Source organism: Pseudoalteromonas sp. MB41 (assembly GCF_020966275.1).
Taxonomy (GTDB): domain Bacteria; phylum Pseudomonadota; class Gammaproteobacteria; order Enterobacterales; family Alteromonadaceae; genus Pseudoalteromonas; species Pseudoalteromonas lipolytica.
Genome location: NZ_JAJJZF010000022.1, coordinates 46,832 through 72,708, shown reverse-complemented (window position 1 = coordinate 72,708; position 25,877 = coordinate 46,832). Strand labels below are relative to the sequence as shown.

Here is a 25,877-nt window from a genome sequence, read left to right as displayed (position 1 = left end):
TTAACTTAACTTTGTGTCCTTGTCCTTCAAATTTACGACCATAATAGTGAGCGCTGCTACAAGCTTCCATACATATAATCGCTTCTGGATGGTTCACTATAAATGAAAGCATCTTGCGTTCAGTCATTTTCTCATTCGACTTTAAAACACCGAACTTATTAAAGAAAGCGACTTGAAAGACTGTTTTGGCTAAATCAATCGTTATAGTGCTAGACTGTGTCATGGTATGGGCTCCTTTTTGTTTGTCACTTTCACCTTAGTCGATTTTGACAAAGGTGGGGAGTCCATACCATTGAGTTACGAGTTACGAGAACATAGTAAAAAAGCGTTGCCATGGTGCAACGCTTTTTTTGTTTCTGTACACAAAAATTATCTGTTTAACTAATTCCCAAATACTTATGCACTTGCACTGATAAACGCCAGTTCTTTGCAATACAGGTTTCAATGGCCAGTTTAGTCGCTGATGTTTTTTGGCTGATGGGTTGAAGGTAAACTAAACGCGGATTCACGCCTGTTTTTAAGAACAAATCTTCAAGCTCTTCGACATGCTTTTGCATAGCCACTGGGTGTTTAATTTCATCGGCGCGTTGCATTGCACTGCGCAGTACTTTGTAACCGCCGCGCATATTAATTTTTGGTGAAACCGTCACCCACGTTTGCTCAGGGACTAAAATCTCGAATGTGCCGCTGGTTTCTATTTGCGTAGAATAACCGTTTGCATGTAATAGCTCACACACTGGGTTTAAGTCATACATGCAAGGTTCACCACCGGTGATCACCACATGCTTTGCGTTGTAACCGCGTTCTTTAAATAGCGCTAATATTTGCTCTGCAGAGGCTTCGGCCCAATGATCAGAGTCCGCTTTTTTTTCGACCGTGTCATCAAGCGACACCCTATACACATTATCAACGTCCCATGTTTGTTTTGTATCACACCAAGCACAGCCCACAGGGCAGCCTTGCAAACGTAAAAAGATTGAAGGTGTACCCGTAAAACTTGCTTCACCTTGAATTGTTTCAAACACTTCGTTAATTTTGTACAAAAGACATCTCACTTACGACGCGACGGACAGTAAAAATTGGCCGCCTAAAAACCAAAATCGCGGGCAAAAATTGTTATTTAGGCCCGAGCCGTGTAGTATATCGCGCCCTGAAGTAAACCTCTATCAAAAGTATGAGCAAAACAGTTATGACGCAAAAAGTAGTTGTTATTTATTCCGGCGGTATGGACTCATTTACCGTATTAAATAAAGCCCTGCAGCAAGGCCACGAAGTGTATGCCCTGTCGTTCGACTACGGCCAGCGTCATGTCAAAGAGCTTAAAGTGGCGGCTCAAGTGTGTGAAAAGCTTGGTGTTCCTCATAAAATCGTTGATATTTCTGCGATTAATCAACTGATTGGCGGCTCGTCGTTAACCGACGATATAGACGTGCCAGAAGGTCATTACGAAGAAGAGAGCATGAAGAGCACGATCGTGCCAAACCGTAACATGATTTTATTATCACTGGCTGTTGGCTACGCAGTGTCGCTAAAAGCCAGCAAAGTGTATTACGGTGCTCATTCAGGTGACCATGCAATTTACCCAGATTGTCGTCCAGAGTTCGTAAAAAAAATGGATGATGTATGCCGTATTGCAAACTACGACGCCGTTGAAATTTTCAGCCCTTATTTAAACAATACGAAAATCGACATTTTGACAGATGGTTTAAAAATGGGCCTTGATTACAGCCAAACATGGACCTGCTACAACGGCCGCGACAAAGCCTGTGGTAAATGTGGTGCATGCCAAGAGCGTTTAGAAGCCTTCGCACTTAATAACGTAACAGACCCTATTGAGTACGAATAACCGCAAACGCAAAATGATAAAAGGCGAGTTTAACTCGCCTTTTATCATTGTGTTTGCTGAATAAGTTTTAACAACTGGGCTGTGGCGGTAGCATCAGCCAGCGCACGGTGATGATTCGTTAAATTCAGTTCAAAATGCGCAGCTAAATTACCAAGCGAGTATGAGGGAAGTTTCGGAAATGCTTTTCGCGACTCAACCACCGTACACAATTTAGGCATTTTAAAGGTCTGGGCGATTGCGGCGTATTCTTTACGAATAAAACTGTAATCAAAATTCACATTATGAGCCACAAATACCGACCCTTTTAAGAGCCCTCTGAGCGTATCGGCTATATCAGCAAAACAAGGGGCATCGCGCACCATGGCGGCATTAATGCCGGTCAACTTGGTGATAAATGGCGGTATACTTCGCTCTGGATTAATTAAACTTGCCCACTGCTTAATCACTTCGCCGGCTTGTAGCTGCACCACGGCAATTTCGGTTATTTTATTATTACCTTGCACTCCACCCGTGGTTTCAATGTCAACCACACTGTATATACGGTTAGGATCATTAAACCAATTTACCGCAACAATATTCACGGTAAAGCCATGCTGTTTTAATATATCAATACTCACCAGCTGATTGCATCTGAGTTTATCACCAGGCGCTTTCACTTCTTCAAAGCACAAGCCAGTGTCTTTCAGTACCATTAAGTCTGGGTAGCCATCTTTGAGTTGTTTAAAAGTTTTTGTCATTTGCAATAAATGCGCTTTTAAACTCTCAAGTTCACTGTGCTGAATAAGCACTTTTAAAGGCTCAAGAATATCACTGTGCCATTGAAACAACCCCGTTGGCGTATCGTAAAACTGCGCTGCACTTTTGCAAACCTGCTTATAAATACAATCATTATGGGTGAACGTTGCCAGTTTTTGCTCAATATCTGCCTGCTGCGAAGCGTAAAAACAATCGGCTAATAAAACATGCGGGTAAATATCAAATTCATTGCACGGTGGGTACGGTGTATCCACAAACAGTTCTTGCCAAAACGTCAGCGCGAATAAACTCAACCACAGATTATTTTCAGTAAAAAATACCGTATATCCCTGCTGTTGATAATACTCACAGACTCCTTGCTCAACATCGCCACGATAAATATCGTCAATCTCTAACTGACACTCAGTATCACTGAGCATTTGTGTTAACCGAGAGCACTGCTGCTTGTTGTATTTTCGTTGTAAGAAATCTTCAGCAAAATACAAAATGCCGTCGTCGATGGGGTCGTTAATAATTGCTTCTAACGTTTGCTGTACCCATTCAGTATCACCTTGTTTATAACGTACACGAATAGCCAGTTCTTGTGCTTCACTGCTACCAGTGCAATTATCTAAAAGTGTGCATGCATAAGCCAAATCAGCCTCTTTAAATTGCTTAAATAAGCGAATAAGCAGTTTATTTTTAATACTGTGCGCTAAATCGTCAGTACAGTTTATCTGTAACAGTTCATTGGCTAAATGACGATATTGTTCAGGCATCTCGCATGCCTTAAACTGCATGCGGCATTGATTTAATTGGTAATGAGTCTGTGCTTCTTCAAGAGTATTAAAACGTGACCGCGTTTCACCAACATCATTACGCACCTTCGCTATCCCTAAATCACGCATAACAAAGCGGTTTTGATGGTTTATATCACCTGCACTTAAGCGACCGCTGTATAAAAACTCAAAGTACTCGTAATATTCTGCTCGGCTATTAACAACAAACTCTCCACATAACTGCTCAAGCGCATTCGCCTCTCGGTCAATATGTTGTTTACACAGTGCCAGTAAAACCCCTTTACTGGCCGACTTTTTAAACGTAACAGGGGTTTTAAAAAGTGCGTCATCGGCAAGCAATGCAACAAGCTCAGGTTTCGTTAAATGAGCAAGTACCAAATCAAGATCATCAACCGTAGGGTGAGCCACCAGCGCGAACTGCTTAAGTTTAAAAATAGCGCCGTGTAGGTTTGGGATTTCTTCGTAATTAAGCGATGAAAGCGCGACAAGTCTTGGTTTTCGCGAATAGATACGTAACAAAGTACACAAGCTTTGTTCGTCGAGCTGGGTTAACTTAACGATAAATTGCTGTTGTTCAGGAGTTAGCAACGTTTTGCATTGCGCCTGAATAAACTCAGCTAATTCAAAAAAGTGATTTAAATAATATTTTAGCGGTAATTGTTTTTGCATAGCTAACACCACAACTGTATATAAATACAGTATCAGGTATTAGCTTGCTTATTTCAACATGTGGTTGCTTATTTTACTTTATAAATTCCCACAATGGCGCAGATTGCCCCACCCACCATACCAAGCCATGCTTCGATAGGTGTGTCGCCACTAAACGTACGACTTACTTGAGCACTGGCCGAGTCATAAACGTTATAACCCCATACAGCAAGTGCAACACCAATCACGATAAGTGCGATACCAATAATTTTACCCATAGTTATTATTCCTTATTGTTGTTCACTTTCAGTGTTGCACATAAATACACACGCTGCAAAATTTCACTTTAATTTCAAACTAAAGGTAATAAATTCCTTATTTAACTCAACGTTAAGTTCGGCGTTTATCGATGTGCTTAACGCTTTGACAATCGATAATCCAAGACCAAAATTATCGCTGGATGTTCTGGCACTGTCTTTTTGCCACAGTGGATCAAATAACTGGCTAATATCTTCATCGGTTAAGGGTATTTTTAATTCATTAGTAACAGATAATTGCAACTTACCCTCTTTATTAAGGAGCGTACTTACAGTCACTACACTCTTTTCTGGGCTGTATTGTTTAGCGTTATTCACAAGATTGATGATGATTGATTCAAGTGCAAATAGGTTACTAACAATAGCTGGGATATCTTCTTGAAGTGCAAATTCAACTCGCTCTAGATCGCACCTTTCTAAGGTACGCATTATGACCTGATTTAAATCGCAAGCATCTTGTTTTGGTAAGGCTTCATTACTGTATTTATGCAGTAGCAATAGGTTCGACACAATGCTTTTTAACCGTTGGCTAATTTTCAGTACCTCGGGTTTAAAATCGGCTTCAAATTCTTTTTCATCAGGAAAACGAATGGCCACTTCGGCCATGTTGATTAGCTCAGCAATGGGGGTTTTTAGTTCGTGAGCGATGTCTGACGTTAAACGTTTTTCGCGAAAGTACAGCTGCCTATTTTCTTTAATAAAGGCATTCAAGCTATTTACAATCGGCTGCAGCTCTTTAACTGGTTCTTCAACGACAATTATTGCATTTTTATCTGCGATACTAAGCCGACTAATATCACGATTGAGTTTATTCAGTGGCGCTAAAGAACTGTCGACCGATTTACGTACAAAGAGCCGAATAAAAACAATGACTGTCACTGTGGTTACAATAAAAATAACGTCAATTAACCACAAAATAAAATCAACTTCTTCAGAAGACGCGGCATAGGCCAAAGTAAGCGTGCTGTGATGTGGTCTACTCACTCCATTATAAAAATTCCTATGTGAGTGCGAGTCAAGTTGCGGCTGAAAACGAGTATAAATGATTCGTCCGTCACGACCATCCGGTAGCTGGGTGGTCATTATTTTCGCTTCACCCAATTTTAACTCTTCAAACTTAAGGTTCTTCAAAGCAAATAAATTAAGGCTTTGTGAGCGTGTAAACACTCCCTCCTCAGTCCAAATCTGAAAATACTCAGGCTCAAACTGCCCATCAAACTCTGGCATAAATTCACTCGAGAAATTAAAAGCCACCCCTTCTTCATCTTCATGTACCAAAGTCATCAGCATGCCAGCTTTTGAGTGTAAGCCACGGTTAAACTCATTATCAATCCAATTATCGACTGCAATATCTGTGGCTAATAAAATACCTAAAACAAGCCCAGTTATCGCTATGGATAGAGTAAAAACTAATTTACTGCGAATTGATTTCATCACCTTCCTTGAATTATGTAACCAAAACCACGCTTGGTTTGAATAGGTAACTCACCACCTGCCGCTCTGACCTTTTTACGTGCTGATGATAAATGCGCCTCAATAGAGTTTTTCGAAACTAAGTCATATTGCCCTGCAATATAAGTACTTAACTTTTCTGATGTAATCACTTTATTTTGATTACTAAATAAGCACTCAACAATTTTGTATTCGTTGGGCGTAAGGTCGATTACAGTGTCACCGACTTGCAACAGTTTTAATTGTAAGTTCAAAGCCAAGTTATCGATGCGGATCACATCACTGATTGTTTTCAAGCCACCGCGACGCATCAAGTTTAATAACCTTGCATGAAGCTCATCAAACGAAAATGGTTTTGTTAGGTAGTCATCGGCCCCAGTCAGCAGCCCTTTCACTTTGTCTTCAGGTTCTTGCTTGGCAGATAAAATGAGCACACGCACATCGAGCTGCTTTGCTCTTATGGTTTGTAATAACGTAATACCATCAATACTGGGTAACATAATGTCGAGTACTATTAATTCGTACTCTCCTGTCATTGCCATACTAAGTCCTTCAGCGCCATCGCCAGTTTCATCAATGGTAAAACCTAAGTTTTCAAGGCCAACTCGTAGACTACGTCTTAATGACACTGAATCTTCAATAATTAACAATTTCATATGTTACTCAAATAAGTAAAAACTCTTCTACCTCATCAGGTTACAGCACCAAACTTAAGATTCACTTAAGATTTACTGAAGTTTTTCTGGTTTAGAAAATATTAAGATTACCATAAGGATTTCTTAAGTTTTGCTTCCTACTATTGCCGTAGTTTCGATTAAGAAAGTACGACTATGACAGCAAAACTCTCCGTTTTAAAACCTTTGTTTCGTTTTACCTTATTATTAATGACAGTTTTTATGCTGTCGAGAATTGGCTTACTGTTATGGCAGCAGCAACGGCTTGTTGATGGTGATAGCATAGCTGTGCTAATTGGTGGCCTGAGAATCGATTTGAGTAGCCTAGGTTACCTATCAGCTTTAGCCGTTTTGATGTTACTTGCTAACGTGTTTTTGCGCAGTAGAACCGCTTTATTTCAACATGCTTTTACTCTTTATAGCAGCCTAGTCGTAACTTTAATCGTGGTTGTTGAGGCTTCAACACCCGCATTTATTAACCAATACGATGTGCGACCAAATCGCTTGTTTGTCGAATACCTAGATTACCCTCAAGAAGTATTCTCTATGCTGTTAAATGGCCATCAGCTGGCTATGATAAGCACCTTAATTATTGCAACACTAAGTTGTGTGTTTGCGTATCGCTTTATAAATGCAGCATTTAGTAAACAACAAAACACTAAAAAGGCTAGCCAAGTGGTAATACTCGTTACCACCTTAATAATTTGTTTAATTAGCGCAAGAGGTACTGTAAGTCATCGCCCTCTAAATCCGGCATTAGTGTATTTTTCGGGTGACTCGCTGGTTAATTCACTGGTGCTCAACTCACCCTACAGTGTAGCGTTTGCGTTAAAAAATATGGGTAATGAAAAGAATGCCAGTAGTCTATATGGCACCATGCCACGCAGTGACATTATCGACACCGTTAAAAAAGCATCATATCGCTCAGAGTTCATCATTGAGGCAATCCCAACGCTTGCTGTTAACACAGCGTTTAACCATAAAAGTAAAAAGAACTTAGTGATCATTTTAGAAGAGAGCTTAGGTGCTCGTTTTGTGGGGGAGTTAGGTGGCATTGGTGTTACACCACACCTTGATAAGCTGTATAAAGAAGGTTGGGGATTTAACAATCTATATGCAACGGGTACACGTTCTGTCCGAGGAATTGAAGCTGTAACAACCGGTTTTATCCCCTCACCTTCTCGCTCAGTAGTAAAGCTATCAAAGTCACAGCATAACTTCTTTTCACTTGCCGATGTACTGGCACGCACAGGTTATACCACCCAATTTATTTATGGCGGTGAAAGCCACTTCGATAACATGAAAAGCTTTTTCTTAGGCAATGGCTTTAGCGATATTGTAGATATTAATGACATACAAAGCCCAGAGTTTATCTCATCTTGGGGAGTAAGCGACGAAGACTTATTCAATCAAGCTGATAAAGAGCTAAACGAGCTAAATAAAGCGGGCAAACCTTTTTTCAGCCTTGTGTTTACTTCAAGTAATCACGATCCCTTTGATATTCCAGAAGGTAAGGTAACGCTGCCTGAAGGCCACGACCCTCAAAACTACAAACGCGATCTCGCAATTAAATACGCTGACTACGCGCTAGGTAAATTCATCGCAAAAGCCAAAACACAAGATTACTGGCAAGACACGGTATTTTTAGTGGTTGCTGATCATGATGTGCGCGTGTTTGGCTCAGAGCCTGTGCCGCTTAAATCTTTCCATATTCCTGCGGTCATTTTAAACAGTGATATGAAAGCAAAGCGTGATACTCGCTTAGTAAGCCAAATGGATTTACCGGTAACCTTGTTATCGTTATTAGGTGTTGAACAAGCGACCCCAATGATCGGCTACGACTTAACAAAACAATACCCCGTAGAGCGCGCCATGATGCAGTACTACGACAACTTTGCTTACGTAGAAAATGGTGAAGCCGTGATCCTGATGCCAAACCAAAAAGTGAGCTATTGGCGCTATGACCCTGCTAGTAAAACCCAAGTTGCCATCGATAACGCAGATAGCAGCGTTGAGCTTGCCAAAAAAGCCTTAGCTCACGTCTTATTTAGCAATTTAGCTTATACCGAACAGTTGTATCGCTTACCAATTAAACCGTAGCGATGAGGAATGATTATGAGCATGCAAATTAAACAACTCCTTACTAAAAAATGGCACGTTAGCTACAGCCAATTTGTCTGGCTGGTGTCGTTTTACTTGGTTATAGCATTTAATGGCCTGTTTTTATTTAACATGCTTGAAGCTGCCAGCAAACCTGAACATATCAATTGGTTATTTATAGCAAGCGTACCTTTTTTCTTATTAGCACTGACGGCAATGGTATTGAGTTGGTTATCGTTAATCACCTTTGTAAAACCCGTGCTTTTAACAAGCATCGTAGTTTCGTCACTGTTGTTTTATGCAACCTTAAATTACGGTGTTATCTTTGATAAAAGCATGTTGCAAAATGTCTTAGAAACAAATTCAGGTGAGGCATTTTCATACCTAAATGTACAAGTCATCGCTTTTATTGGTGTGCTTGGGGTGCTCCCAGCCTATTTGTTTTCTCGCTTTAAAATTGTCGGAAACTTTCGTGTTCGCCTAAAAAGCTTTGCGTTTCTCAACGTCACAGCGTTTATTGCTGTAGCCGTTATTGCTGTGCCATTTTATAAAGATTATGCCTCTGTAGGGCGTAATAACCGCCAGCTAACAAGTTACATAACTCCTTTTGCATTTTACACCGCAAGCTATAAGTACTTGCGCGATAATTATTTTTACCCGCCTTTACCATTTAAAGTATTAGATAAAACACCGTATTTATTGGCTAAGCAGCAAAGCTCACTCACCATTATGGTGGTAGGCGAAACAGCCAGAGCAGCTAACTTTTCACTGCAAGGTTATGACAAGAAAACGAATCCATATACACCAAAACTCGGTGTGAAATACTTCAGCGATGTCAGCTCATGTGGCACCGCAACAGCCATTTCTGTGCCTTGTATGTTCTCGCGTTTAGATAGAAATGAATACGATTCCCGGCTTGCGCAGAGCCAAGAAAATGTGCTTGATCTAATCCAGCGAAGTGGTGTTGAAGTCACTTGGATTGACAATAACAGCAGCTGTAAAGGCGTTTGTGTTCGCGTTAAGTCTAAGACTATCGAACCAAATAAAATAAATACACAGTGTGATGGCCATTACTGTTTTGATGAAGTACTCGTTGAAGAGTTAGCTGCAACACTTGCCAAGAGTCATGCGACGCACCAACTAGTCGTGCTACACATGATTGGCTCGCATGGGCCAACCTACTATCGCCGCTATCCAGAAAAAGAGACTAAATTTTTGCCTGACTGCCCACGTAGCGATATCCAAAATTGTAGCAGCGAGCAACTCACAAACACCTATGACAATACCATTGCTTATACCGACTTAGTGCTGAGTAAACTAATCAACTTGCTTAAAGACAGTAAGGCGGATGATAAATCACTGTTATATGTCTCTGATCATGGTGAGTCGTTAGGTGAAAAAGGTTTGTATTTACATGGCTTCCCATACGCATTAGCGCCTAAAGAGCAAACCCAAGTGCCTATGCTATTTTGGAGTAATAAACTAGCCGATAGCCGCTTTAACCAATGTATTGAACAACAGCGTAACCATGCTTTTTCGCACGATAACATTTTTGACACCCTACTTGGCTTAACTCATGTCGGAAGTACTAAATATAACCCTGAGCAAGACATTTTTTATACTTGCTCAAAACAAAGCTAACGAAATAGAGATTTCATACGATGCAATTTGATAGCACTAACAAACCAATAGGCATTAAACGTATTCGCCTAGCATTTAAAAATTCCCAACGTGCATTCACGTGGTTAGCAAAGCATGAGTCTGCTTTTAAACAAGAGCTGATACTGTTAGTCCTTGCCATAGCCGTGGTTTTTGTCTGGCAAATTACCCTGTATGAGAAAATCATGCTGCTTGTCTCTGTGTTATTTGTGATGTTTGCTGAAGTGGTCAATACGGCAATTGAAGCTGCAATAGACCGCATAGGCCTTGAAATTCATCCGTTATCAGGCCTAGCCAAAGACTTGGGGTCAGCAGCTGTGCTTATTGCTCTTACGATTTGTGCGCTGGTATGGGGCGGTGTATTTGTTAGCAACCTAGGTTAATTCGCTTTTTTATCATCTGGGGTGTCATTACACAATGCACAATGTCGCCCTTTTGATGAGTGATATAAACGGGTTGCGATAAAAATTGCCGTTGCAATAAATGACCAAAGTAACGCAAAACTTAATGCACTTTGTGTGTCGTGGCCTTTAAGGATTTCTACCATAAATAATAAAATAGCCACCAGCGTGAAAACTCTAATGGCTCTTAAAACCCAAAATTTTGTACTCATAACTTACTCCTTTAAAAGAGTAAGCGTAGTGCAAAATAAGCAAAAACACCTAAAAATCCAAAGCAGGCTCAGACAAAACCTGTGCACCATTTTTAAATACTTCTAATTGCCCCGCTGGTGATTGCTCAGTACCTAGCACAATAACATGACACACATAGCGGTAGCCGTTATTCATAAACGTATAAAAATGGTTACCGCCACTGCCATCAAAGCTTAACGTGCCCCCTGTTATCACAATGCGTGGTTCATCCGCCATTGTTTGCGTGATGTCCCATGCTGCATAGCGGTATTGGTTTTCTGCCAATTCATCAATACGTATTAAATGCTTTTTTGTCTTCCAAGTTAGTATCGACTGTGTAAATTCGCGAAGACTTTCATGCAGGCGTTGTTTTTGCTTTGCAATAAGCGCTTCACGCCGTGTTTTTTCTGCTTCTGATTCATAGGGAACAGCCCAAATTGAACCATCAAAATCAAGCCACAATTTACCCGAGTCAAACATAATGCCTCGCCAGCCCATCATTTGCCAATCGTGGCGAATATTGGAGGTTGTGATTTTTTCAACGAACGCTTTATCAAAAACCTCATCAAAGCGCGCTATCAGCATGTGCTTGTTTTTAATAGCTTCTAAGGGGGCTTTACGCTTTAGCGGATAATGAACACGCTCTGCGATGGTGTCTTTATCACCCGCTTTAAATGCCGCAACTACTGGCTTAACAAGATTTATATGTTGAGTTGCGGCCATATTTTTTGTCGAAAAAATACATCCCAGCAGCAATACTGCAAATACCTTAATTGCGTTCACTCTGATGCCTATTTTATTGATTTTCATAAGCGTAACAGATAAAGGGATACAGCGTACAGACTCTACTTGAAGGCGATTTCTGTGGCAGGGCTTTGATTTCCTAGCCTATCGACCGCAATCACTTTTACAGCATGGAGCGACTGCCCCTCTTTTGTTTTATTGACCTTAAGCCAATTAACATCAGGCGTGTAAATTTGATAGTGCCAATCATCACCATATTGCGTGTACACTAAGCTGTGCGCGACGTGTTCAGGGGTTGTATGTTGCCAGCGTAACACTATAGATTCAGCCTGTTGTTGATACTCAAGTTTAAACGGTGATAGAGCGGGCATGTCTATCCAAGGCGTTTCAGGAATTAAAGCTTGATGCTGAAATACGCCATCTGCAATGACGTCACGCATTAATTGGCTCCCATCTAGTGCGGCAACATTCCAAAAAACGGTCCCTGGCGATGCAGTCAAAAATCCACGGTTGATCATTATTTGATTAACCACTTCATCAACACCTGCTTCGTCGAATGATCGCAGCGCATTAATACCCGGCCATAAATGACGACCTTGCGTGTTTTGTGACTGCCACCAGCTTAATAAGAGCGGGTAGCTTTGTGCGTATTGGTTTATTGGCCAATAAAGCTGAGGTGAAAAGTAATCTAACCACCCTTCGTTTAGCCATAACTTGGCATCTGCAAAAAGCGTTTCGTACTGATCCATGCCACGAATGGTACTCGGCTGTGTTGGTCTGTATATACCGAATGGGCTGATCCCGACTAACACATGTGGTTTAATTTCTTTCACCGTACTGTAAAGACGCTGCACAAATGTGTTCACCGCATTGCGTCGCCAGTCTGGCACACTAAGCGTCCCACCTGCTTGAATATATGCCTGATATTGCTCAGCATCTGGAAAATCGTCTCCTTCGTTATACGATGGATACGGGTAAAAGTAATCATCATAATGAATACCATCTAAATCATAGCGCGTTACCAGCTCTGTTAATGTATTTAATGTATGAGTGACCACATCTTTATCTGTCGGCAAAAACCAAAAAGTACCATTTTTTAATTTAACCACCTTATCAGGCTGGGTATTCACGACCGACTGCGACGATAACGGCCCCCCTACATGATGATGTGCTCGATATGGATTGATCCATGCGTGAAGCTTTAAGCCACGTTTATGCGCGTTTTCTATCCAAAATTGTAAGGGATCATAATAAGGCTCTGGGGCTTTTCCCTGCTCTTTCGTTAAATAGTAAGACCACGGCTCATAACTACTTTGATAAAGGGCATCAGCTTGGGGCCTCACCTGAAAAATCACCGTATTAAAATTATGTTGTTGCAGCGTATCCAGTATTCTAATTGCGTGTTCTTTTTGCTCTGCAACAGGTAACCCCGGCTCCAGGGGCCAATTTATATTGGCCACTGTCGCAACCCACGCTGCGCGAAATTCTCGCGCGACGACCTGTTGGTGAATTTTGCCAAGCATCTGCTTTTCAGCACTACTCGGCTCAGAACTGGGCAAAAAGCTACATCCAATCAAACCAGAAAACATCAACAAGATAAGTAAATTTTTAAAATGCATAGCTAACCTATTATTAAAAAGGCACAGCATAAATATGCTGTGCCTTAATTAAATGAGTAAACGTCGAATCAATCTGATTAGAATTTCATTTGTGCGCCCAGTAAGAAACGGCGACCGTAGTCATGAATAGCCAACGGACGATTGTTATCGGGCATACCTGTGCTGTTACCCGACGTCGCTTTTTGCTCTTCGTTTGTGAGGTTAATCGCTTGGAAAATAAGATTAAGATTTTCTGTCACGTTGTAACTCATGTTCAAATCATATTGACCAAAGCCATCTTTATACTGGTTTAAACCTAAGTAGTTTGTGTAGAAGTACTCAGAGCGATAAGTGTATGAAACACGTGCAGAGAATGCGCTGTTTTCGTAATAAACCGTGGCATTAAACGTATCTTCAGAGTTATTTGGTAATACGGCTTCTTCACCTGCTTCTTTTTGCTCAGCGGTTTGCTCAAGCTCAGCATCAGAATAGGTATAGTTTGTTTGAATACCAAAACCATACGGTAGTTTTTGAGTATAGTTCACTTCGAAGCCCGCATTTTCGCCACCTAAACCATTTTGTGGCTGCGTCACTAAGAAATCACGCACCTCTTCAATACCGGTATCTGGGTCTGTCCATGTCCACTGTTTTTCAACAGTCGCATTGGTAATATACGAGTCGATATCTTTGTAGAAGTAAGCAAATGATAGAATTGACGATTCATTAAAGTACCACTCTGCCGAAAGGTCATATTGAGTCGCACGATATGGTTTTAAATAAGGATTCCCTTCGGTGCCTTTACACCCTGTGGCAGCTGCACAGTAACCACTTTTGCGTGCAGATAAAAAGTCATAATCAGGGCGAGACATCACTTTTGCCGCAGCAAAACGCACAACAACATCATCGGCTAAATCATAATTAATATTTACACTCGGTAAAAAGTCATCGTAACTATTTGTGCTTTCGACATCTTGGATATTTTCAGGTGCAAAGCTGCGACCTGTGTACTCAACTGAACGCGAATCAAGCTCAGTTTTCACCGCTCGAACACCCATGTTACCGCGCCATTTATTGTAATCGAACACAGCCTTTACATACCCAGCGGTCACGGTCTCTTCTAAATCAAAGGTGTAATCTAAGTGCTCGTATGGGCCACTAGTCGGCGTGGTTGATGAAATCCAATCGGCGTACTTAGCGTTATCAAACTGCCATAAAATTGCATTTGCCCCCTCGCCCATAAAGTCAGAGGCCGAGTCGCTAGCAAACATACCCAAGTGATAAGTTTCACCGTCTGCTGACACTTTAGGGTAATTAGCTTTCATTAAACTGGCTGCTTTTGAGTGCTCTCTGTACTTAACACCCGCTTTGATAGCGGTAAAAAAACCACCATCAAGTAAATATTCAACGTCTAATTGACCATAAATTTCTTTTGAGTCATTAAAAATATCGTTTTTATGGTTATAGTCTAAGCGGTAATCTTGTGGACTTAAGTCCGCTGATAAAGTGACATCGGGTGTACCATTTTCAAGTGTAAATGAGGCATCTGTATTAGCATAATATTCTGAATACACATCGCTGACCTCACCATCCGCTTTGCTGTAACCTAATTGCCCCGTTACGGTGTAATTATCAGCTTTGTAAGTTACTTTTAAATCATGCGCTTGAGTCTTAAATTCGCCCTCGTAACCTGCATTACCGTAATAACCTAAATTATTATGAGCCGGTAAATCACCCGCCACTAACGTACCATCAACAATAACAGGATTTTCTACATTACTGATGTTTTGTAAAATAAAACCACTGGAGTAAGTGCCAAACGACTTGTGTTCCGACGATGAATATAAATTGTTAAATACAAAATCCAGATTATCATTTGCAGCATATTGCAGCGTCACGGTTGCGGTGTCTAAATCACTGTCACTAGCATAACGGTTGTAACCCACAGCACCCGGATAAAACTCAGCATTGCCGTCTTGGTTTGCATCAGTACTACGGTAGCCAAAACGTACTTCTTTACTGTCACGTTGCGTCGCTGTTTCTTTGTGAATAAAACCCACATTGAAGCCAAAGTCTTGTGCTTCATTTTTCCACGAGTATAAACCCGATAAATACGGTTTTGTTTCATCAGCATTTTCAAAATGGAAAGCCTTTACTGATAACGCGGCATAATTTGCCTCGCTATCCAACGGCTTACGTGTTTTAACAACAACGGTTCCACCAATTGAGCCTTCGTCAATGTCAGCTTCAGCCGATTTATATACTTCAAGCGTATCAACAAGCTCTGCAGGTAATAACGAATAGTTAAAACCTCGTGATGGGCGCGTGATTGAGGCTGAAGCTGTCGCTGATGCCACGTTTTGCCCGTTCAACAACGTAATATTTAAATGAGGTGCAGTACCACGGATACTTACTCTGTCGCTTTCGCCACCCAAGTCTTTTTCAACCTGAACACCTGGAATACGCTGAAGTGCGTCTGCGACCGTTTGATCTGGAAACTTACCGATGTCTTCTGCAGACACAGCATCAACTACGCTATTTGAAAAGCGCTTCATATTGATACTTTTTTCAACGGAAGCCGCATACCCACGAACTTCTATTTGTTCAATGTCTTCTTTGGTGACTTTCTTTTTATCAGCTTGTTCATCGGCTGCGAAAACCGATGCTGAAGCCCCTAAAACAAGTGATGGAACGAGCGCTTTTTTAATACAAATAGCTAACGCAGAGAATTTTTTATTCATGAAACTGTAACCCTATCGTTTTTTATAAAGTGAGAGATTTTGTGACTACAAACTACATAAATGCTCTTTAGAACAACAAACGGTAACAACTTTATTGTTACATTGCGGCTACAATATTCGTAATAAACTTTAAAATCAAGATATTTTATTCTTTATATTTATTTTTTTAAAAATATAAAATTCTATAAAAGGGACTAAAAGTGTTTAGCTGAATTTTTGCCACATTATTTTTTATCCATTAATCAACGTTATAGAAAACGAGAAAAGGCTATATCGCTTAACACCCCCTGATGAATACGCCTTTATAACGCCTAAAACAGAGAAATTCGCGCTCGGGTTGCTGTTATTGGGTAACCAAAAAGTGCTGATGAGACAGTGGGTATACACACCTCCTAAAAAGAGTATGCTTAACTCATAACTCAGTAAATACAGTACACAGAAAACTGATTGCAAGGGCCGTTGTCACCATAGTACCGCCCCTTTACTTCGGCACTTATCGGCTTTCGCTCTCTGTGCTCGCCGTAATGTATAAATACCTAAACATAAACTTTAACTTTTTGTTCGATTACAAAAAGCGTTTTATCAGCCTTAAAAAATGCCCGATAACATAGTTGCAACCGCCTCTTTTAAAACGCTTGCTAGCTTACTCTGTATGCCATTCACTAAACACATAGCCATTAAATACACAAAACGTATTGAACAAATCTTTTAGTAAAAATCAAGCTAAAACAATGAGATACTAAGCTTGTTAGTTAATTCAATTAAATATGCAGCCTACCTATTACTGTTTTTAGATAAATAACAGCTTATTTTTCAATGCATTATTTTGCGAATATAAAACAGGTTTTTGAACGTTTTTTACCACTGACGCATTAACATTTAGACATAAATTGACGAGATAAAAATGATGAGCCATAGTCATTCAACCCATGCTTTAATCCAAAACAGTAAAACACTCTCAATAAGCAGTGTCATTGCATAAAAAAATAAGGAGGGAGAATGTTATGAGCCGTAAATCAAAATTAATTTACCGTATTATGTTGGCCTCTAAACTTCGTAGCCGTAACAAAGAAATTTCACTGGAAAAACTCAAACAAGATTGCTGCCTGAGCGAGTTTGAATTATTAACCATTATGAAAGAGCTTGAAATCAAACAGCTCGTCAGCTGGGATCCCAATAAATCTGCATTTTTCATCTCTGCTTAATTTCCCTAGATCACATAACGGCTATCAGTGCTTAATATTAGCTAGCCGTTTTGTTTATTGATAAAGGCACCCCTAAATAAACTTAACCATTCCAGAAAACATCAAAAAATAACTACGAAAACACAGCAAATACATCACTTAATCGATTATGTAAATTAAAAGTGAATACGTATGCACTTTATTGTTGCACCGCGATTTGAAGTATATATTTTAATCACATGCTGTTATTCAACTGTGTTTAAGGAATCACATGAATTCATTTCTGCAAAAAAGTTTACTAATACTCACACTGTGTGTGCTCACTGCCTGTACGCAAACCACGTCAACATCCCATGTTTACGAGCCAAAGCCCTATGTAAAGATCACTCACCCCGACTGGTCAAAAAATGCGGTAATGTATCAACTAAACACCCGTCAATTTACGCCCGAAGGCACCTTTAACGCAGCTAAAAAGCAGTTACCTCGTTTAAAAGAGTTAGGTGTCGACATAATCTGGTTAATGCCCGTACACCCAATTGGCGAAGAAAACCGTAAAGGCACTCTCGGCAGCCCATATTCAGTCAAAGACTACAGAAAAGTAAACCCTGAACTGGGCACCCTTGATGACTTAAAAACCTTTGTAAGTGAAGCGCATAACATGGGCATGTACGTTATTTTAGATTGGGTGGCGAATCACAGTGCATGGGATAACTGGCTGCGCTATGAGCACCCTGATTGGTACGAGCGTGACTACCAAGGACAATTTAGACCAACGCCTTGGTGGGATTGGTCTGACATAATCGACTTCGATTACTCAAAACCTGCGCTGCGTGAATACATGACAGAGTCTATGAAGTTCTGGGTAAAAGAAGTCGGTGTAGATGGCTATCGTTGTGACGTAGCCGGTTTCGTTCCCGTTGATTTTTGGAATAATGTACGTCGCGAACTCGATGAAATAAAACCCGTATTAATGCTAGCAGAATGGGAGTCTCGTGATTTACACGCTGAAGCCTTTGATATGACCTATGCGTGGTCATGGTCAGAACACATGCACAAAATAGTTAATGGCCATGCCGATGTGAGCGCTCTGTTTGTTTACTATTCTTGGAACGAAAGCGCATTCCCTGTAGAGGCTTATAGGCTTGTAGGGGTTGCCAATCACGACTCGAATGCATGGGAAGGGACTATGTTTGAAACCTACGGTGACGCACTTGAAGCGGTCATTACGTTATCGGTCGTAGGTGAAGGTTTCCCAATGATTTATAACGGTCAAGAAGCAGGAAACGATAGACGACTCGCCTTTTTTGAGCGCGATCCGATTAAGTGGCAACCCCACCCAATCGGTGATTTATATAAATCACTATTTGCACTCAAACATCGTAACGAAGCCCTGTGGAATGGCCAATTTGGTGGGCGTATGGTACACGTACCAAACACGGCTCCAAAACACGTTCTTAGCTTCGTACGCGCAAAAGGCGATGAAAAAGTCTTTGCAGTATTTAACCTATCCAAAGAACCGCAAACAGTGAACTTTAAAGAACCATTATTTATCGGTGAATATAAAGAGGCGCTATCGGGGAAAACGGTTAACTTTACCAACGACACAACGTTAAGTTTGCCCGCTTGGGGGTTTAAGGTGTTCGAAAAATAACGACCTTAGGTACATAACAGCTCTCTTAATTAAGAGGGCTGTTTTAAGGTTCAAAAACAAGGTGTTGATAAAATAAGTTTCGCTCTTTAAAACTTGGTTGTCATAGCTTCTGTTATGCCTTGGCTGTTATGCATCGCTGATTTAGCCGTGCTAAAAATAAATTAAAGCACAGCGGTTTCGCAATAAAATCAACGATAAAGTGACTAAAAAGGCCAACTATAATTTGTAAACGTTGGCAATGTAGAGCGAGCCAACGGGCCGACTTAAATGACTTATTGCATCGTTACATTAAGCTCACACGCATGAGCAGACCTTGATAATTGTGATACCAGACCTTAAAGCTCCACCATTTTGGCTTTTGTAATGTGTTTATTTTTTAGAAAACAACATACGTTTAAAAGTGTTATCTGCCAAAACATAATGGTGAAATAATGCAGCCGCAGCATGTAAGCCTATTAAGTAATACCCAACCTCACCTGCTGTTTCGTGTATTTCTTTTATGGTTTTACCAAGCTCTTTGTTTTCACTTGCCAATGGGGGGAGCTCTACACCAAAAAATGGCACAGGTTTACCTGCCATACTCAAGATTAACCAACCCGCTATCGGCATAGTAAACATAAAGACATACAGCAAAACGTGTACACATTTAGCAAGTGTACTTTGCCACTTTGCAGGCTCAGGCTGAATAGCAGGTAACGAGCCACTCGCCAAGCGCACAATTACCCTCACACACACTAAAACTAAAACAGATAAACCCAACATAAAATGCCACATTTTAAAGGCATCACGGGTTTCAGTGCCTTTTTCAAATAACTCACGTAGTTCAATACTGCCAAAAACAGTGACAATTAATATAAACATTAGCCAGTGCAAGGCAATAGAGAGTGTATTGTAATGAGTTGTTGTATTTTTAAAATTCATAATGCCTCTTTTGTAAAAAACGCATTCAGATAAGTGCTCTTTTTATGCGTAATAAATGTGCAGAATTAGCCTAGCGTATACTCATCCTTGTTTTCATGTTCTAAAACATAAAATGAGTTACTTTTAACTTTTTTGTTTACTACTTTCTTGCTTACTACTTTGCTTGCACTTAACTGTAATTTATTAAACTTAAAATAAACTTATGTATGTTATTAAAATTAAATATCGAGGATAAAAACGATAACCTAAAGTGATCGTTTTAAAAAATAACGTGCGTTTAAGAGCTATAAACAACTGAGGTGAAGCAAACAAAGGGGACGATTCAAACAAGCATTCAATGCATACAGATATGTTATAAGTACTAAGTAGCTCAAGAGGAATTGTCAGTTCATTTCGGCTCGCTGCTGCTAGGTTGCCAAATTTAAAGTTATTGCGCCGCCATGTAAGCATAAGAACATTAGCATTGTTTGTATCTGCTAATTGAGCTGCTAACTTAAGTGCTCATATTCTAAAGCTGCTCGCTTACCTAGCATGATAAACATCGACCTTGCTAAACAACCCACCTTCAGGCTCATGATCTTGCTCTGTAAGCTATTGCCATAAAATATCAGCAAGCTCACTATAGCCATCGTATGAATTCTCTCTCGCAAGCCTTGGTAAATAGCTTTCAAGCGCCTCATCTGGATAAGGTTTTGTTTGAACTAAGAAATGCATCTCCATCATAAACTAAGAAAATCTTAGTTTATGTTAAATAAATTAGATCGTTAAATCACTCGTACTTCACAAAAGTACAATATCTGATACTGTAAGGAGTATACGGCATTTCTAAAGGATGTATTAATGGCCTTTAACATCATAAAAACTCAAATTTAAAAATACAGAGCTAACTTATAAGGAGATTCTTATGGCTTGTAACTGCTGTGGCAAAGCTTTAAATAGCGGTATGGTTCAAAAAAAAGATTCATCAACTGGTCAAAAATTTAAATCATGCCCTCATTGCTCAGAGGCAAATACTTCTGAACATATATTCCATCCATATCCGGCTTCTTTTGGGATTACTCCTGCTCGTAAAACAGCTCGCAATCCTGATGGATATCAAAGTTATTGCATTGATTGTCGACGATTAAAAAAGGGCGTTGCTTCGAAAGCTTTTCACAATGGCCGCTTGTGCAGCACACTTTAACTAAAGAGACTTAATGCAAGTATATAAAGATGATGCGGTAAATTGGTTATCAACACTTTCAACCGAAAGTGTTGACCTTTTAATTACTGACCCACCCTACGAATCACTAGAAAAACATCGAAAAATAGGAACAACCACTCGCCTAAAAGTAAGTAAATCATCAAGTAATCAATGGTTCGACATATTTCCAAATAATCGTTTTGAAGAACTACTAGTTGAAATATACAGAGTACTAAAAAAAGGTTCACATTTTTATCTATTCTGCGATCAGGAAACAATGTTTTATATTAAGCCCATAGCTGAAAAAGTTGGTTTCAAGTTTTGGAAACCAATAATTTGGGATAAAGTGACTATTGGAATGGGTTACCATTACAGAGCTAGACACGAATATATTCTTTTTTTCGAGAAAGGTAAGCGCAAGTTAAATGATCTAAGCGTTCCAGATATCCTCACGTGTAAAAGAGTATACAGGGGCTACCCTACTGAAAAACCAGTTAAGTTAATTGAAACGCTTATCTCTCAAAGCAGTAATGAAAATGAAATCGTCGCTGACCCTTTTTTTGGCTCAGGAGCTACTTTAGTTGCAGCCAATAACTTAAATCGACAAGCTATCGGATGTGATATTTCAGAATCTGCTCATCAACATTTCTTTGATAGAAAAAATATATGATAAGTAATACTTCAAAATGCTTATCCACATAACACGATTAAACACGGTGCTGTCATTTGATTATTAATAAAAACTGGAATTTACAAAATGCTTTTGATGCAATTAATGCTGTTTATTATCCAGGAGGACTCCAGAGTGGACCACAAAGAAATAGAAAGATTGAAAGCTGGGGGCAGCTTGTTGGAAAAGAACAGGCTATTGCTCAATTAGACTCACTGCTTCAAGAGCATGGTACATTAAGCAAGCTTTCCAAAGCCATTAGAATGAGTCCTAGATCAATAAACCAACTTCGAAAATTTTTTGAGTCACTACCAGATCAATTTGAGCAAACAACACAATCAGAAAACTACCAATTCATTGAAGGAAAAAAGTGCCTACTTGAAGAAGATTTAACGCATGAGTTTAAAGAAGTTAAAGGGTTAAGCCCTACAAATTCCATACAGAACCAAGTAGATGAATATATAATTGCTTTTTTAAATAGTTCGGGTGGCAGCATATTTTGGGGCATATGTGACGATGGTGTTGTTAAATGCCTTAAATTAAACACTCATCAAAAGGATGAAATAAATAAAGTAATCAATGCAAAAATCAATGTCATTCAACCATCCATTGATCCCACTAAGATTAGAATTATTTTTCATTTGGTTTTAGGAGTTGAATCTGGATTTGTATTAGAAGTAAACGTTCCAAAATCTAATAACCCTAAGCTCTTTTTTAATTCTTCAGGTAAAACTTGGGTTAGAGTGAATGGTTGTAAACAAAAACTTCAAGGGTTAGCGTTGCAAGATTACATAATTGAACGCATGCAACCAAGCTTTTGATTTTATTTTTTTGATAAAACTATACCTAAGATGCTTTTTTGATCTTCTAGACTTAACTTCCCAAATTCACATATCAATTTAGCCAAAACATCTTCTTCACAATAAAAATAAGCTACTGGCACATCTAGCTCTTTAGCAATGCGTTTCATAGTTAAAAAATCTGGAGCATGTTTGCCCTTTTCGTATTGGTTCATGCGAGCACTAGCCGTGTTTGGCTCCATGCCTAACGCCATACCTAGCTGTTGCTGAGTAAGACCTGCTGCTTTTCTTGCAGATTTTAGGCGTGAAGGTGTTGGAGTTTCCATGAGAACCTTAGCAATAAATTATATTATGCTAAGATTCTCTTAGTATCTAACCCATAAGTGTACTAAGGATATTTTAGTTTCACTTAAATTTATACTTTAATCTAACTTTTTCACTTTTCTTCTTTAAAAAATGCTTAGGATCTAGCAGTCTATGTCTATCATAAAAATTGTAGCTTTCTCATATGGAACTTGTTTGTATATACATTGATGAATATAAAGGTATTAAAGATCTCTTCGTAAATCTGAATCAAAAATTCATCTGTGATTTCGATAAACCTCATATTCATGTAAAAAAACAGCATTGTAAATTTAAAGAAAAATATTATCGTGGACAAAATATAAAACTAATAATTGGCAAAAATGGGGCAGGTAAAACATCAATTTTAGAGTTTATTGAAGGAGCCTTCAACGAAATCGTTGGTATTGGTACAGCTGTTTTCTGGAATGACATTGACTCAAAGTACTATATAAAAAACAACTCTTTATCAGAAATATTCCTTAATGACAACCCTATTAATGAGTACGAATCAAACAACAGGTCTAGTCTACTTTTTATAACCAACCTTTTTGACTTAAATAAATTTACTTTCAATGAACACAGTAAAGAAAAAAAGAATGTACTAAAGTTATCTTCAAATAAATTCCTTGAAAAAAGAGTCGCAAAGAAAAAAATTCTTATGGCTGAGGTTGCTAGGGAATTAAAGTATGCTGAATATTTCAACTATAAAAAAAGTGTAATTGGAGCACCTTTATCATTTAGGTTCCACATTTACCCCTCAAGTAAAAATTACCTTGAACAAGCAGTAAATAAGCTAACTAATGAGAATGTTTCTAAATTATTGAAAAATCGTTATTTTCATCATTTAGTAATGGAGGAAGCTGATAAGAATAAAGAAAGAGCCTTAGAAAATAACGAAATAACATTCTCGATAAATAATATTTCTAGAGAGCACCAAATAACTGGGACTGTAATAAAAAAATCTTTAACCAAGTACTTACTATCAAATATAAAAAATGACAGGCATAGCGATGATGTATTTTGGTATATACACAACTTTTTGATAAGTGACTTCTTAAAAAAAGCCTCTTTAAAAATAAGTGATCCAAATGATAGGGCGTGGTTTTATATAAATATCATTTTCCTAGCTTCACATTCAAATGAAAGAGTACCTGAAATTATTAAATATCATATTGATGAAAATAACCTCCTCGATAAAAATGATGCAGTTGAAGATGTAGTTTATGAGTCCGAAAGCTTTAGAAATGAACTAGAAGAAATGACTCAATCATTACTAGATAAAAATATAAGCATACTATCTGATACCAAATATATTTATTTCGATATTGATGACAGTCATCTAATAGCTGAAATCTCTGAAAAATTTAACGATTTAAATTACTTTACTGGTGATAACTTTACATATGGTTGGTATGGTCTGAGTTCGGGTGAGGAGGCAAGATTAAAGCTACAATCTCGTATTTTCACTGGCATACAACAACTAATATCACGAGGCTATTCAAATATTCAGTTACTTGTAGATGAAATAGATGCCTACCTTCACCCAGAGTGGCAAAGAAAAGTTGTTAGTGAGGTTATTGATATAATAAACCACTTTAAAGACCACAATGGAATGAAACGAGCAACTATAAATACAATTTTGACAACACACTCTCCTATCATACTAAGTGACTTTCTACCCGATGATATAGTTTCAATTACTAAGATTGATGGCAAAATAACACAGGAAAAATCAAATGGTTTCGGCACCAGAATTAACGACTTATACCTCGATGGTATGCACTTGGATTCTACATTTGGCGAATTAGCCAGAGAAACTATCGAGCAACTATTTTTAGCTAAGAAATATAAAAAAATTAGCTCCCTTGATAGGTACCTAATAAAACAAATACCAGATAAAGACATTCAAGAAATGTTCCTGAAAAAAAATGATTAAAATTACTCCAGTAAAATGTCCAGACCTCACAGCTCAATACAAAAAGTTTGTTGTCGAAGAAAATTTGGTTCCTAATATTGATAAGCTAGCGAAGTCAATACATGATAAAGAAGTTCGCAAAAGGCTAATTACTTATTTCTCAAAAAATAAGCTAGAAAGCATTACATTTGAGGGAGCCCAAAATTTACACTTAGTTATCACTGATATTTATGAAAAATTTCCTGAGCTTTTAGAATATTACTGCCCTGAACTCTTTCTGATAAATCTTAAACTAAATTATAACTTACAAGAAATTGAAGCTTTAAACCTTACTGAGGCAAAAGAAACAGCCAAAATTAATGTTTTATTTAAAACGACATTAAAAGATCTAAGTGACTTTTTCATTAATAATCCAAGCAACTTCCTAGAGAAATCTCTTAAGATCAACCGTAGAGTCAACAGAAAAGCATCAGAAAAAAGAGATGCATTAGTAGAGTTAAGTAATTTAAAGCATGGTAAAACAAGCTTATCTAAAGGATTAAAAGTTATACCTAAATGGGTAATAGAGTTTTCAAAAGCATTTAAATACCACATTATGGCTCAAAAATTTGGTTACGAACTGATTAAAGAATTGAAAATTTCGGTGTGTCCATATTGTAATCAAGAAGACATTACCTCTATTTTTGAGAATGATGCTAGGTACCGTCCAGCATTCGATCATTTCTATCCGAAATCAAAGTTTCCATTTCTAGCAACTACACTTTCAAACTTAATTCCAGCTGGTGAACGTTGTAATGAGAGGTACAAAGCTTCAGTATCTACTTTGGGCTATGCAAACCCTTATGAAAAATCAATAGATTATCAAAAGCCTTTCTTCAAATTTAATATAGCTAACCCTAATTTTTATGATAAAAACCTTGAATTAAAAGATGTTGAAGTTGAATTGATCATAAGAGATGAGTCTATTAAGAAAAATTCTAAACTGTTTAAATTAGAAACAATTTATAACGAAGACAAATTTAAAAATGAATTTTTAAAAGTAAAAAAGAAGTATAACTTTATCAAAGAGTGTGGGGATAAGTTTCTAGACTTAGTGCACTTGAATGAGAATGATCATGAAGAAATAGACTTGCACTTTGGTATTAATATTAAAGCTTCACCCCGAAATGAAAATTTACAAGTACTCAAAGTAGATTCTCTCAACATGATTGCCAAAAGTAAAATCAAACTAAATGAATGATGGTATAGGCTATATAGTTCAGTAC

Annotated in this window: 22 protein-coding genes and 2 pseudogenes; 11 read left to right on the top strand and 13 right to left on the bottom strand. The window is 38.6% G+C overall.

The window, feature by feature from the left end:
• Nucleotides 1–223, bottom strand: a pseudogene (locus LPA49_RS17525) (IS110 family transposase); the annotation flags it as partial.
• 154 nt (nucleotides 224–377) lie between these two features.
• On the bottom strand, nucleotides 378–1,043 hold the full coding sequence (queE, locus tag LPA49_RS17520) for a 7-carboxy-7-deazaguanine synthase QueE (RefSeq protein ID WP_036969649.1): 666 nt from the start codon (nucleotides 1,041–1,043) through the stop codon (nucleotides 378–380).
• A 131-nt stretch (nucleotides 1,044–1,174) separates the two neighbouring features.
• On the opposite strand from queE, the gene queC reads away from it, so the two are divergent.
• Nucleotides 1,175–1,846: a 7-cyano-7-deazaguanine synthase QueC gene (gene queC / locus LPA49_RS17515; protein WP_141687275.1), complete on the top strand. Its 672-nt coding sequence runs from the start codon at nucleotides 1,175–1,177 to the stop codon at nucleotides 1,844–1,846.
• A gap of 44 nt (nucleotides 1,847–1,890) precedes the next feature.
• Here the strand turns inward: queC and LPA49_RS17510 are convergent, their stop codons facing one another.
• The 4 genes from LPA49_RS17510 to LPA49_RS17495 form a co-directional block, all read right to left on the bottom strand.
• Nucleotides 1,891–4,050 carry an exonuclease domain-containing protein gene (locus LPA49_RS17510; protein ID WP_230237362.1) on the bottom strand — a complete coding sequence of 720 codons (2,160 nt, stop codon included), beginning with the start codon at nucleotides 4,048–4,050 and terminating at the stop codon, nucleotides 1,891–1,893.
• A 68-nt stretch (nucleotides 4,051–4,118) separates the two neighbouring features.
• The gene (locus LPA49_RS17505; RefSeq protein ID WP_065979772.1) at nucleotides 4,119–4,307 is read right to left on the bottom strand and encodes a DUF3185 family protein; all 189 of its coding nucleotides are present in this window, start codon (nucleotides 4,305–4,307) and stop codon (nucleotides 4,119–4,121) included.
• A 63-nt stretch (nucleotides 4,308–4,370) separates the two neighbouring features.
• Nucleotides 4,371–5,780, bottom strand: coding sequence for a cell wall metabolism sensor histidine kinase WalK (locus tag LPA49_RS17500; RefSeq protein WP_230237360.1), 1,410 nt, complete (start codon nucleotides 5,778–5,780; stop codon nucleotides 4,371–4,373).
• On the bottom strand, nucleotides 5,780–6,454 hold the full coding sequence (locus LPA49_RS17495; protein WP_036969661.1) for a response regulator transcription factor: 675 nt from the start codon (nucleotides 6,452–6,454) through the stop codon (nucleotides 5,780–5,782). The genes LPA49_RS17500 and LPA49_RS17495 overlap by 1 nt, the downstream gene beginning before the upstream one ends.
• Nucleotides 6,455–6,628: 174 nt before the next feature.
• Here LPA49_RS17495 and LPA49_RS17490 point away from each other — a divergent pair, with 174 nt between their 5' ends.
• The 3 genes from LPA49_RS17490 to LPA49_RS17480 are packed head-to-tail and all read left to right on the top strand — an operon-like array spanning nucleotide 6,629 to nucleotide 10,614.
• On the top strand, nucleotides 6,629–8,572 hold the full coding sequence (locus LPA49_RS17490; RefSeq protein WP_230237358.1) for an LTA synthase family protein: 1,944 nt from the start codon (nucleotides 6,629–6,631) through the stop codon (nucleotides 8,570–8,572).
• Nucleotides 8,573–8,587: 15 nt separating this feature from the next.
• Nucleotides 8,588–10,213, top strand: coding sequence for a phosphoethanolamine transferase (locus LPA49_RS17485; protein ID WP_230237356.1), 1,626 nt, complete (start codon nucleotides 8,588–8,590; stop codon nucleotides 10,211–10,213).
• A 20-nt stretch (nucleotides 10,214–10,233) separates the two neighbouring features.
• On the top strand, nucleotides 10,234–10,614 hold the full coding sequence (locus LPA49_RS17480) for a diacylglycerol kinase (protein WP_065979768.1): 381 nt from the start codon (nucleotides 10,234–10,236) through the stop codon (nucleotides 10,612–10,614).
• Here the strand turns inward: LPA49_RS17480 and LPA49_RS17475 are convergent.
• The 4 genes from LPA49_RS17475 to LPA49_RS17460 form a co-directional block, all read right to left on the bottom strand.
• Nucleotides 10,611–10,844, bottom strand: coding sequence for a hypothetical protein (locus tag LPA49_RS17475; protein WP_036969669.1), 234 nt, complete (start codon nucleotides 10,842–10,844; stop codon nucleotides 10,611–10,613). The two genes, LPA49_RS17480 and LPA49_RS17475, sit on opposite strands and share 4 nt — an antisense overlap.
• Before the next feature lie 49 nt (nucleotides 10,845–10,893).
• Nucleotides 10,894–11,646, bottom strand: coding sequence for a hypothetical protein (locus tag LPA49_RS17470; protein WP_230237354.1), 753 nt, complete (start codon nucleotides 11,644–11,646; stop codon nucleotides 10,894–10,896).
• Nucleotides 11,647–11,708: 62 nt separating this feature from the next.
• A complete protein-coding gene (locus LPA49_RS17465) occupies nucleotides 11,709–13,226 on the bottom strand; it encodes a glycoside hydrolase family 10 protein (RefSeq protein ID WP_230237352.1) in 1,518 nt (505 codons plus the stop codon).
• 77 nt (nucleotides 13,227–13,303) lie between these two features.
• Complete coding sequence (locus tag LPA49_RS17460; RefSeq protein WP_036969673.1) at nucleotides 13,304–15,943, bottom strand: TonB-dependent receptor; 2,640 nt, start codon at nucleotides 15,941–15,943, stop codon at nucleotides 13,304–13,306.
• A 1,004-nt stretch (nucleotides 15,944–16,947) separates the two neighbouring features.
• Here LPA49_RS17460 and LPA49_RS17455 point away from each other — a divergent pair.
• Nucleotides 16,948–17,148, top strand: coding sequence for a hypothetical protein (locus LPA49_RS17455; protein WP_075594278.1), 201 nt, complete (start codon nucleotides 16,948–16,950; stop codon nucleotides 17,146–17,148).
• Nucleotides 17,149–17,398: 250 nt separating this feature from the next.
• Entirely contained in the window at nucleotides 17,399–18,778 is a 1,380-nt protein-coding gene (locus LPA49_RS17450) for an alpha-amylase family glycosyl hydrolase (protein ID WP_074988610.1), read from the top strand.
• A gap of 369 nt (nucleotides 18,779–19,147) precedes the next feature.
• On the opposite strand, the pseudogene LPA49_RS17445 reads toward LPA49_RS17450, so the two are convergent.
• Together LPA49_RS17445 and LPA49_RS17440 are read right to left on the bottom strand one after the other, a co-directional pair.
• A pseudogene (locus LPA49_RS17445) lies at nucleotides 19,148–19,711 on the bottom strand (cytochrome b); the annotation flags it as partial.
• A gap of 579 nt (nucleotides 19,712–20,290) precedes the next feature.
• Nucleotides 20,291–20,422 carry a TniQ family protein gene (locus LPA49_RS17440; RefSeq protein ID WP_230237351.1) on the bottom strand — a complete coding sequence of 44 codons (132 nt, stop codon included), beginning with the start codon at nucleotides 20,420–20,422 and terminating at the stop codon, nucleotides 20,291–20,293.
• Between the two features lie 181 nt (nucleotides 20,423–20,603).
• On the opposite strand from LPA49_RS17440, the gene LPA49_RS17435 reads away from it, so the two are divergent.
• Genes LPA49_RS17435 through LPA49_RS17425 form a run of 3 tightly spaced genes read left to right on the top strand, consistent with a single transcriptional unit; the run spans nucleotide 20,604 to nucleotide 22,373 of the window.
• Nucleotides 20,604–20,882: a hypothetical protein gene (locus LPA49_RS17435; protein ID WP_230237349.1), complete on the top strand. Its 279-nt coding sequence runs from the start codon at nucleotides 20,604–20,606 to the stop codon at nucleotides 20,880–20,882.
• A 13-nt stretch (nucleotides 20,883–20,895) separates the two neighbouring features.
• Nucleotides 20,896–21,552: a site-specific DNA-methyltransferase gene (locus tag LPA49_RS17430; RefSeq protein ID WP_230237347.1), complete on the top strand. Its 657-nt coding sequence runs from the start codon at nucleotides 20,896–20,898 to the stop codon at nucleotides 21,550–21,552.
• A 56-nt stretch (nucleotides 21,553–21,608) separates the two neighbouring features.
• Complete coding sequence (locus LPA49_RS17425) at nucleotides 21,609–22,373, top strand: ATP-binding protein (protein ID WP_175078938.1); 765 nt, start codon at nucleotides 21,609–21,611, stop codon at nucleotides 22,371–22,373.
• 2 nt (nucleotides 22,374–22,375) lie between these two features.
• On the opposite strand, the gene LPA49_RS17420 is transcribed toward LPA49_RS17425, so the two are convergent.
• On the bottom strand, nucleotides 22,376–22,678 hold the full coding sequence (locus LPA49_RS17420) for a helix-turn-helix domain-containing protein (protein WP_230237345.1): 303 nt from the start codon (nucleotides 22,676–22,678) through the stop codon (nucleotides 22,376–22,378).
• Between the two features lie 182 nt (nucleotides 22,679–22,860).
• On the opposite strand from LPA49_RS17420, the gene LPA49_RS17415 reads away from it, so the two are divergent.
• Together LPA49_RS17415 and LPA49_RS17410 are read left to right on the top strand one after the other, a co-directional pair.
• The gene (locus LPA49_RS17415; protein ID WP_230237343.1) at nucleotides 22,861–24,633 is read left to right on the top strand and encodes an AAA family ATPase; all 1,773 of its coding nucleotides are present in this window, start codon (nucleotides 22,861–22,863) and stop codon (nucleotides 24,631–24,633) included.
• Nucleotides 24,626–25,852 carry an HNH endonuclease gene (locus tag LPA49_RS17410; RefSeq protein ID WP_230237341.1) on the top strand — a complete coding sequence of 409 codons (1,227 nt, stop codon included), beginning with the start codon at nucleotides 24,626–24,628 and terminating at the stop codon, nucleotides 25,850–25,852. Before LPA49_RS17415 ends, LPA49_RS17410 begins: the two co-directional genes overlap by 8 nt.
• Nucleotides 25,853–25,877: the final 25 nt, after the last annotated feature.

Excerpts from the sequence above, each read along its gene's own strand:
- queC (WP_141687275.1), top strand. The coding sequence starts at position 1,175 with ATGAGCAAAACAGTTATGACGCAAAAAGTAGTTGTTATTTATTCCGGC.
- LPA49_RS17510 (WP_230237362.1), bottom strand. The coding sequence starts at position 4,050 with ATGCAAAAACAATTACCGCTAAAATATTATTTAAATCACTTTTTTGAA.
- LPA49_RS17505 (WP_065979772.1), bottom strand. The coding sequence starts at position 4,307 with ATGGGTAAAATTATTGGTATCGCACTTATCGTGATTGGTGTTGCACTT.
- LPA49_RS17500 (WP_230237360.1), bottom strand. The coding sequence starts at position 5,780 with ATGAAATCAATTCGCAGTAAATTAGTTTTTACTCTATCCATAGCGATA.
- LPA49_RS17495 (WP_036969661.1), bottom strand. The coding sequence starts at position 6,454 with ATGAAATTGTTAATTATTGAAGATTCAGTGTCATTAAGACGTAGTCTA.
- LPA49_RS17490 (WP_230237358.1), top strand. The coding sequence starts at position 6,629 with ATGACAGCAAAACTCTCCGTTTTAAAACCTTTGTTTCGTTTTACCTTA.
- LPA49_RS17485 (WP_230237356.1), top strand. The coding sequence starts at position 8,588 with ATGAGCATGCAAATTAAACAACTCCTTACTAAAAAATGGCACGTTAGC.
- LPA49_RS17480 (WP_065979768.1), top strand. The coding sequence starts at position 10,234 with ATGCAATTTGATAGCACTAACAAACCAATAGGCATTAAACGTATTCGC.
- LPA49_RS17475 (WP_036969669.1), bottom strand. The coding sequence starts at position 10,844 with ATGAGTACAAAATTTTGGGTTTTAAGAGCCATTAGAGTTTTCACGCTG.
- LPA49_RS17465 (WP_230237352.1), bottom strand. The coding sequence starts at position 13,226 with ATGCATTTTAAAAATTTACTTATCTTGTTGATGTTTTCTGGTTTGATT.
- LPA49_RS17460 (WP_036969673.1), bottom strand. The coding sequence starts at position 15,943 with ATGAATAAAAAATTCTCTGCGTTAGCTATTTGTATTAAAAAAGCGCTC.
- LPA49_RS17455 (WP_075594278.1), top strand. The coding sequence starts at position 16,948 with ATGAGCCGTAAATCAAAATTAATTTACCGTATTATGTTGGCCTCTAAA.
- LPA49_RS17450 (WP_074988610.1), top strand. The coding sequence starts at position 17,399 with ATGAATTCATTTCTGCAAAAAAGTTTACTAATACTCACACTGTGTGTG.
- LPA49_RS17440 (WP_230237351.1), bottom strand. The coding sequence starts at position 20,422 with ATGATGGAGATGCATTTCTTAGTTCAAACAAAACCTTATCCAGATGAG.
- LPA49_RS17435 (WP_230237349.1), top strand. The coding sequence starts at position 20,604 with ATGGCTTGTAACTGCTGTGGCAAAGCTTTAAATAGCGGTATGGTTCAA.
- LPA49_RS17430 (WP_230237347.1), top strand. The coding sequence starts at position 20,896 with ATGCAAGTATATAAAGATGATGCGGTAAATTGGTTATCAACACTTTCA.
- LPA49_RS17420 (WP_230237345.1), bottom strand. The coding sequence starts at position 22,678 with ATGGAAACTCCAACACCTTCACGCCTAAAATCTGCAAGAAAAGCAGCA.
- LPA49_RS17415 (WP_230237343.1), top strand. The coding sequence starts at position 22,861 with ATGGAACTTGTTTGTATATACATTGATGAATATAAAGGTATTAAAGAT.
- LPA49_RS17410 (WP_230237341.1), top strand. The coding sequence starts at position 24,626 with ATGATTAAAATTACTCCAGTAAAATGTCCAGACCTCACAGCTCAATAC.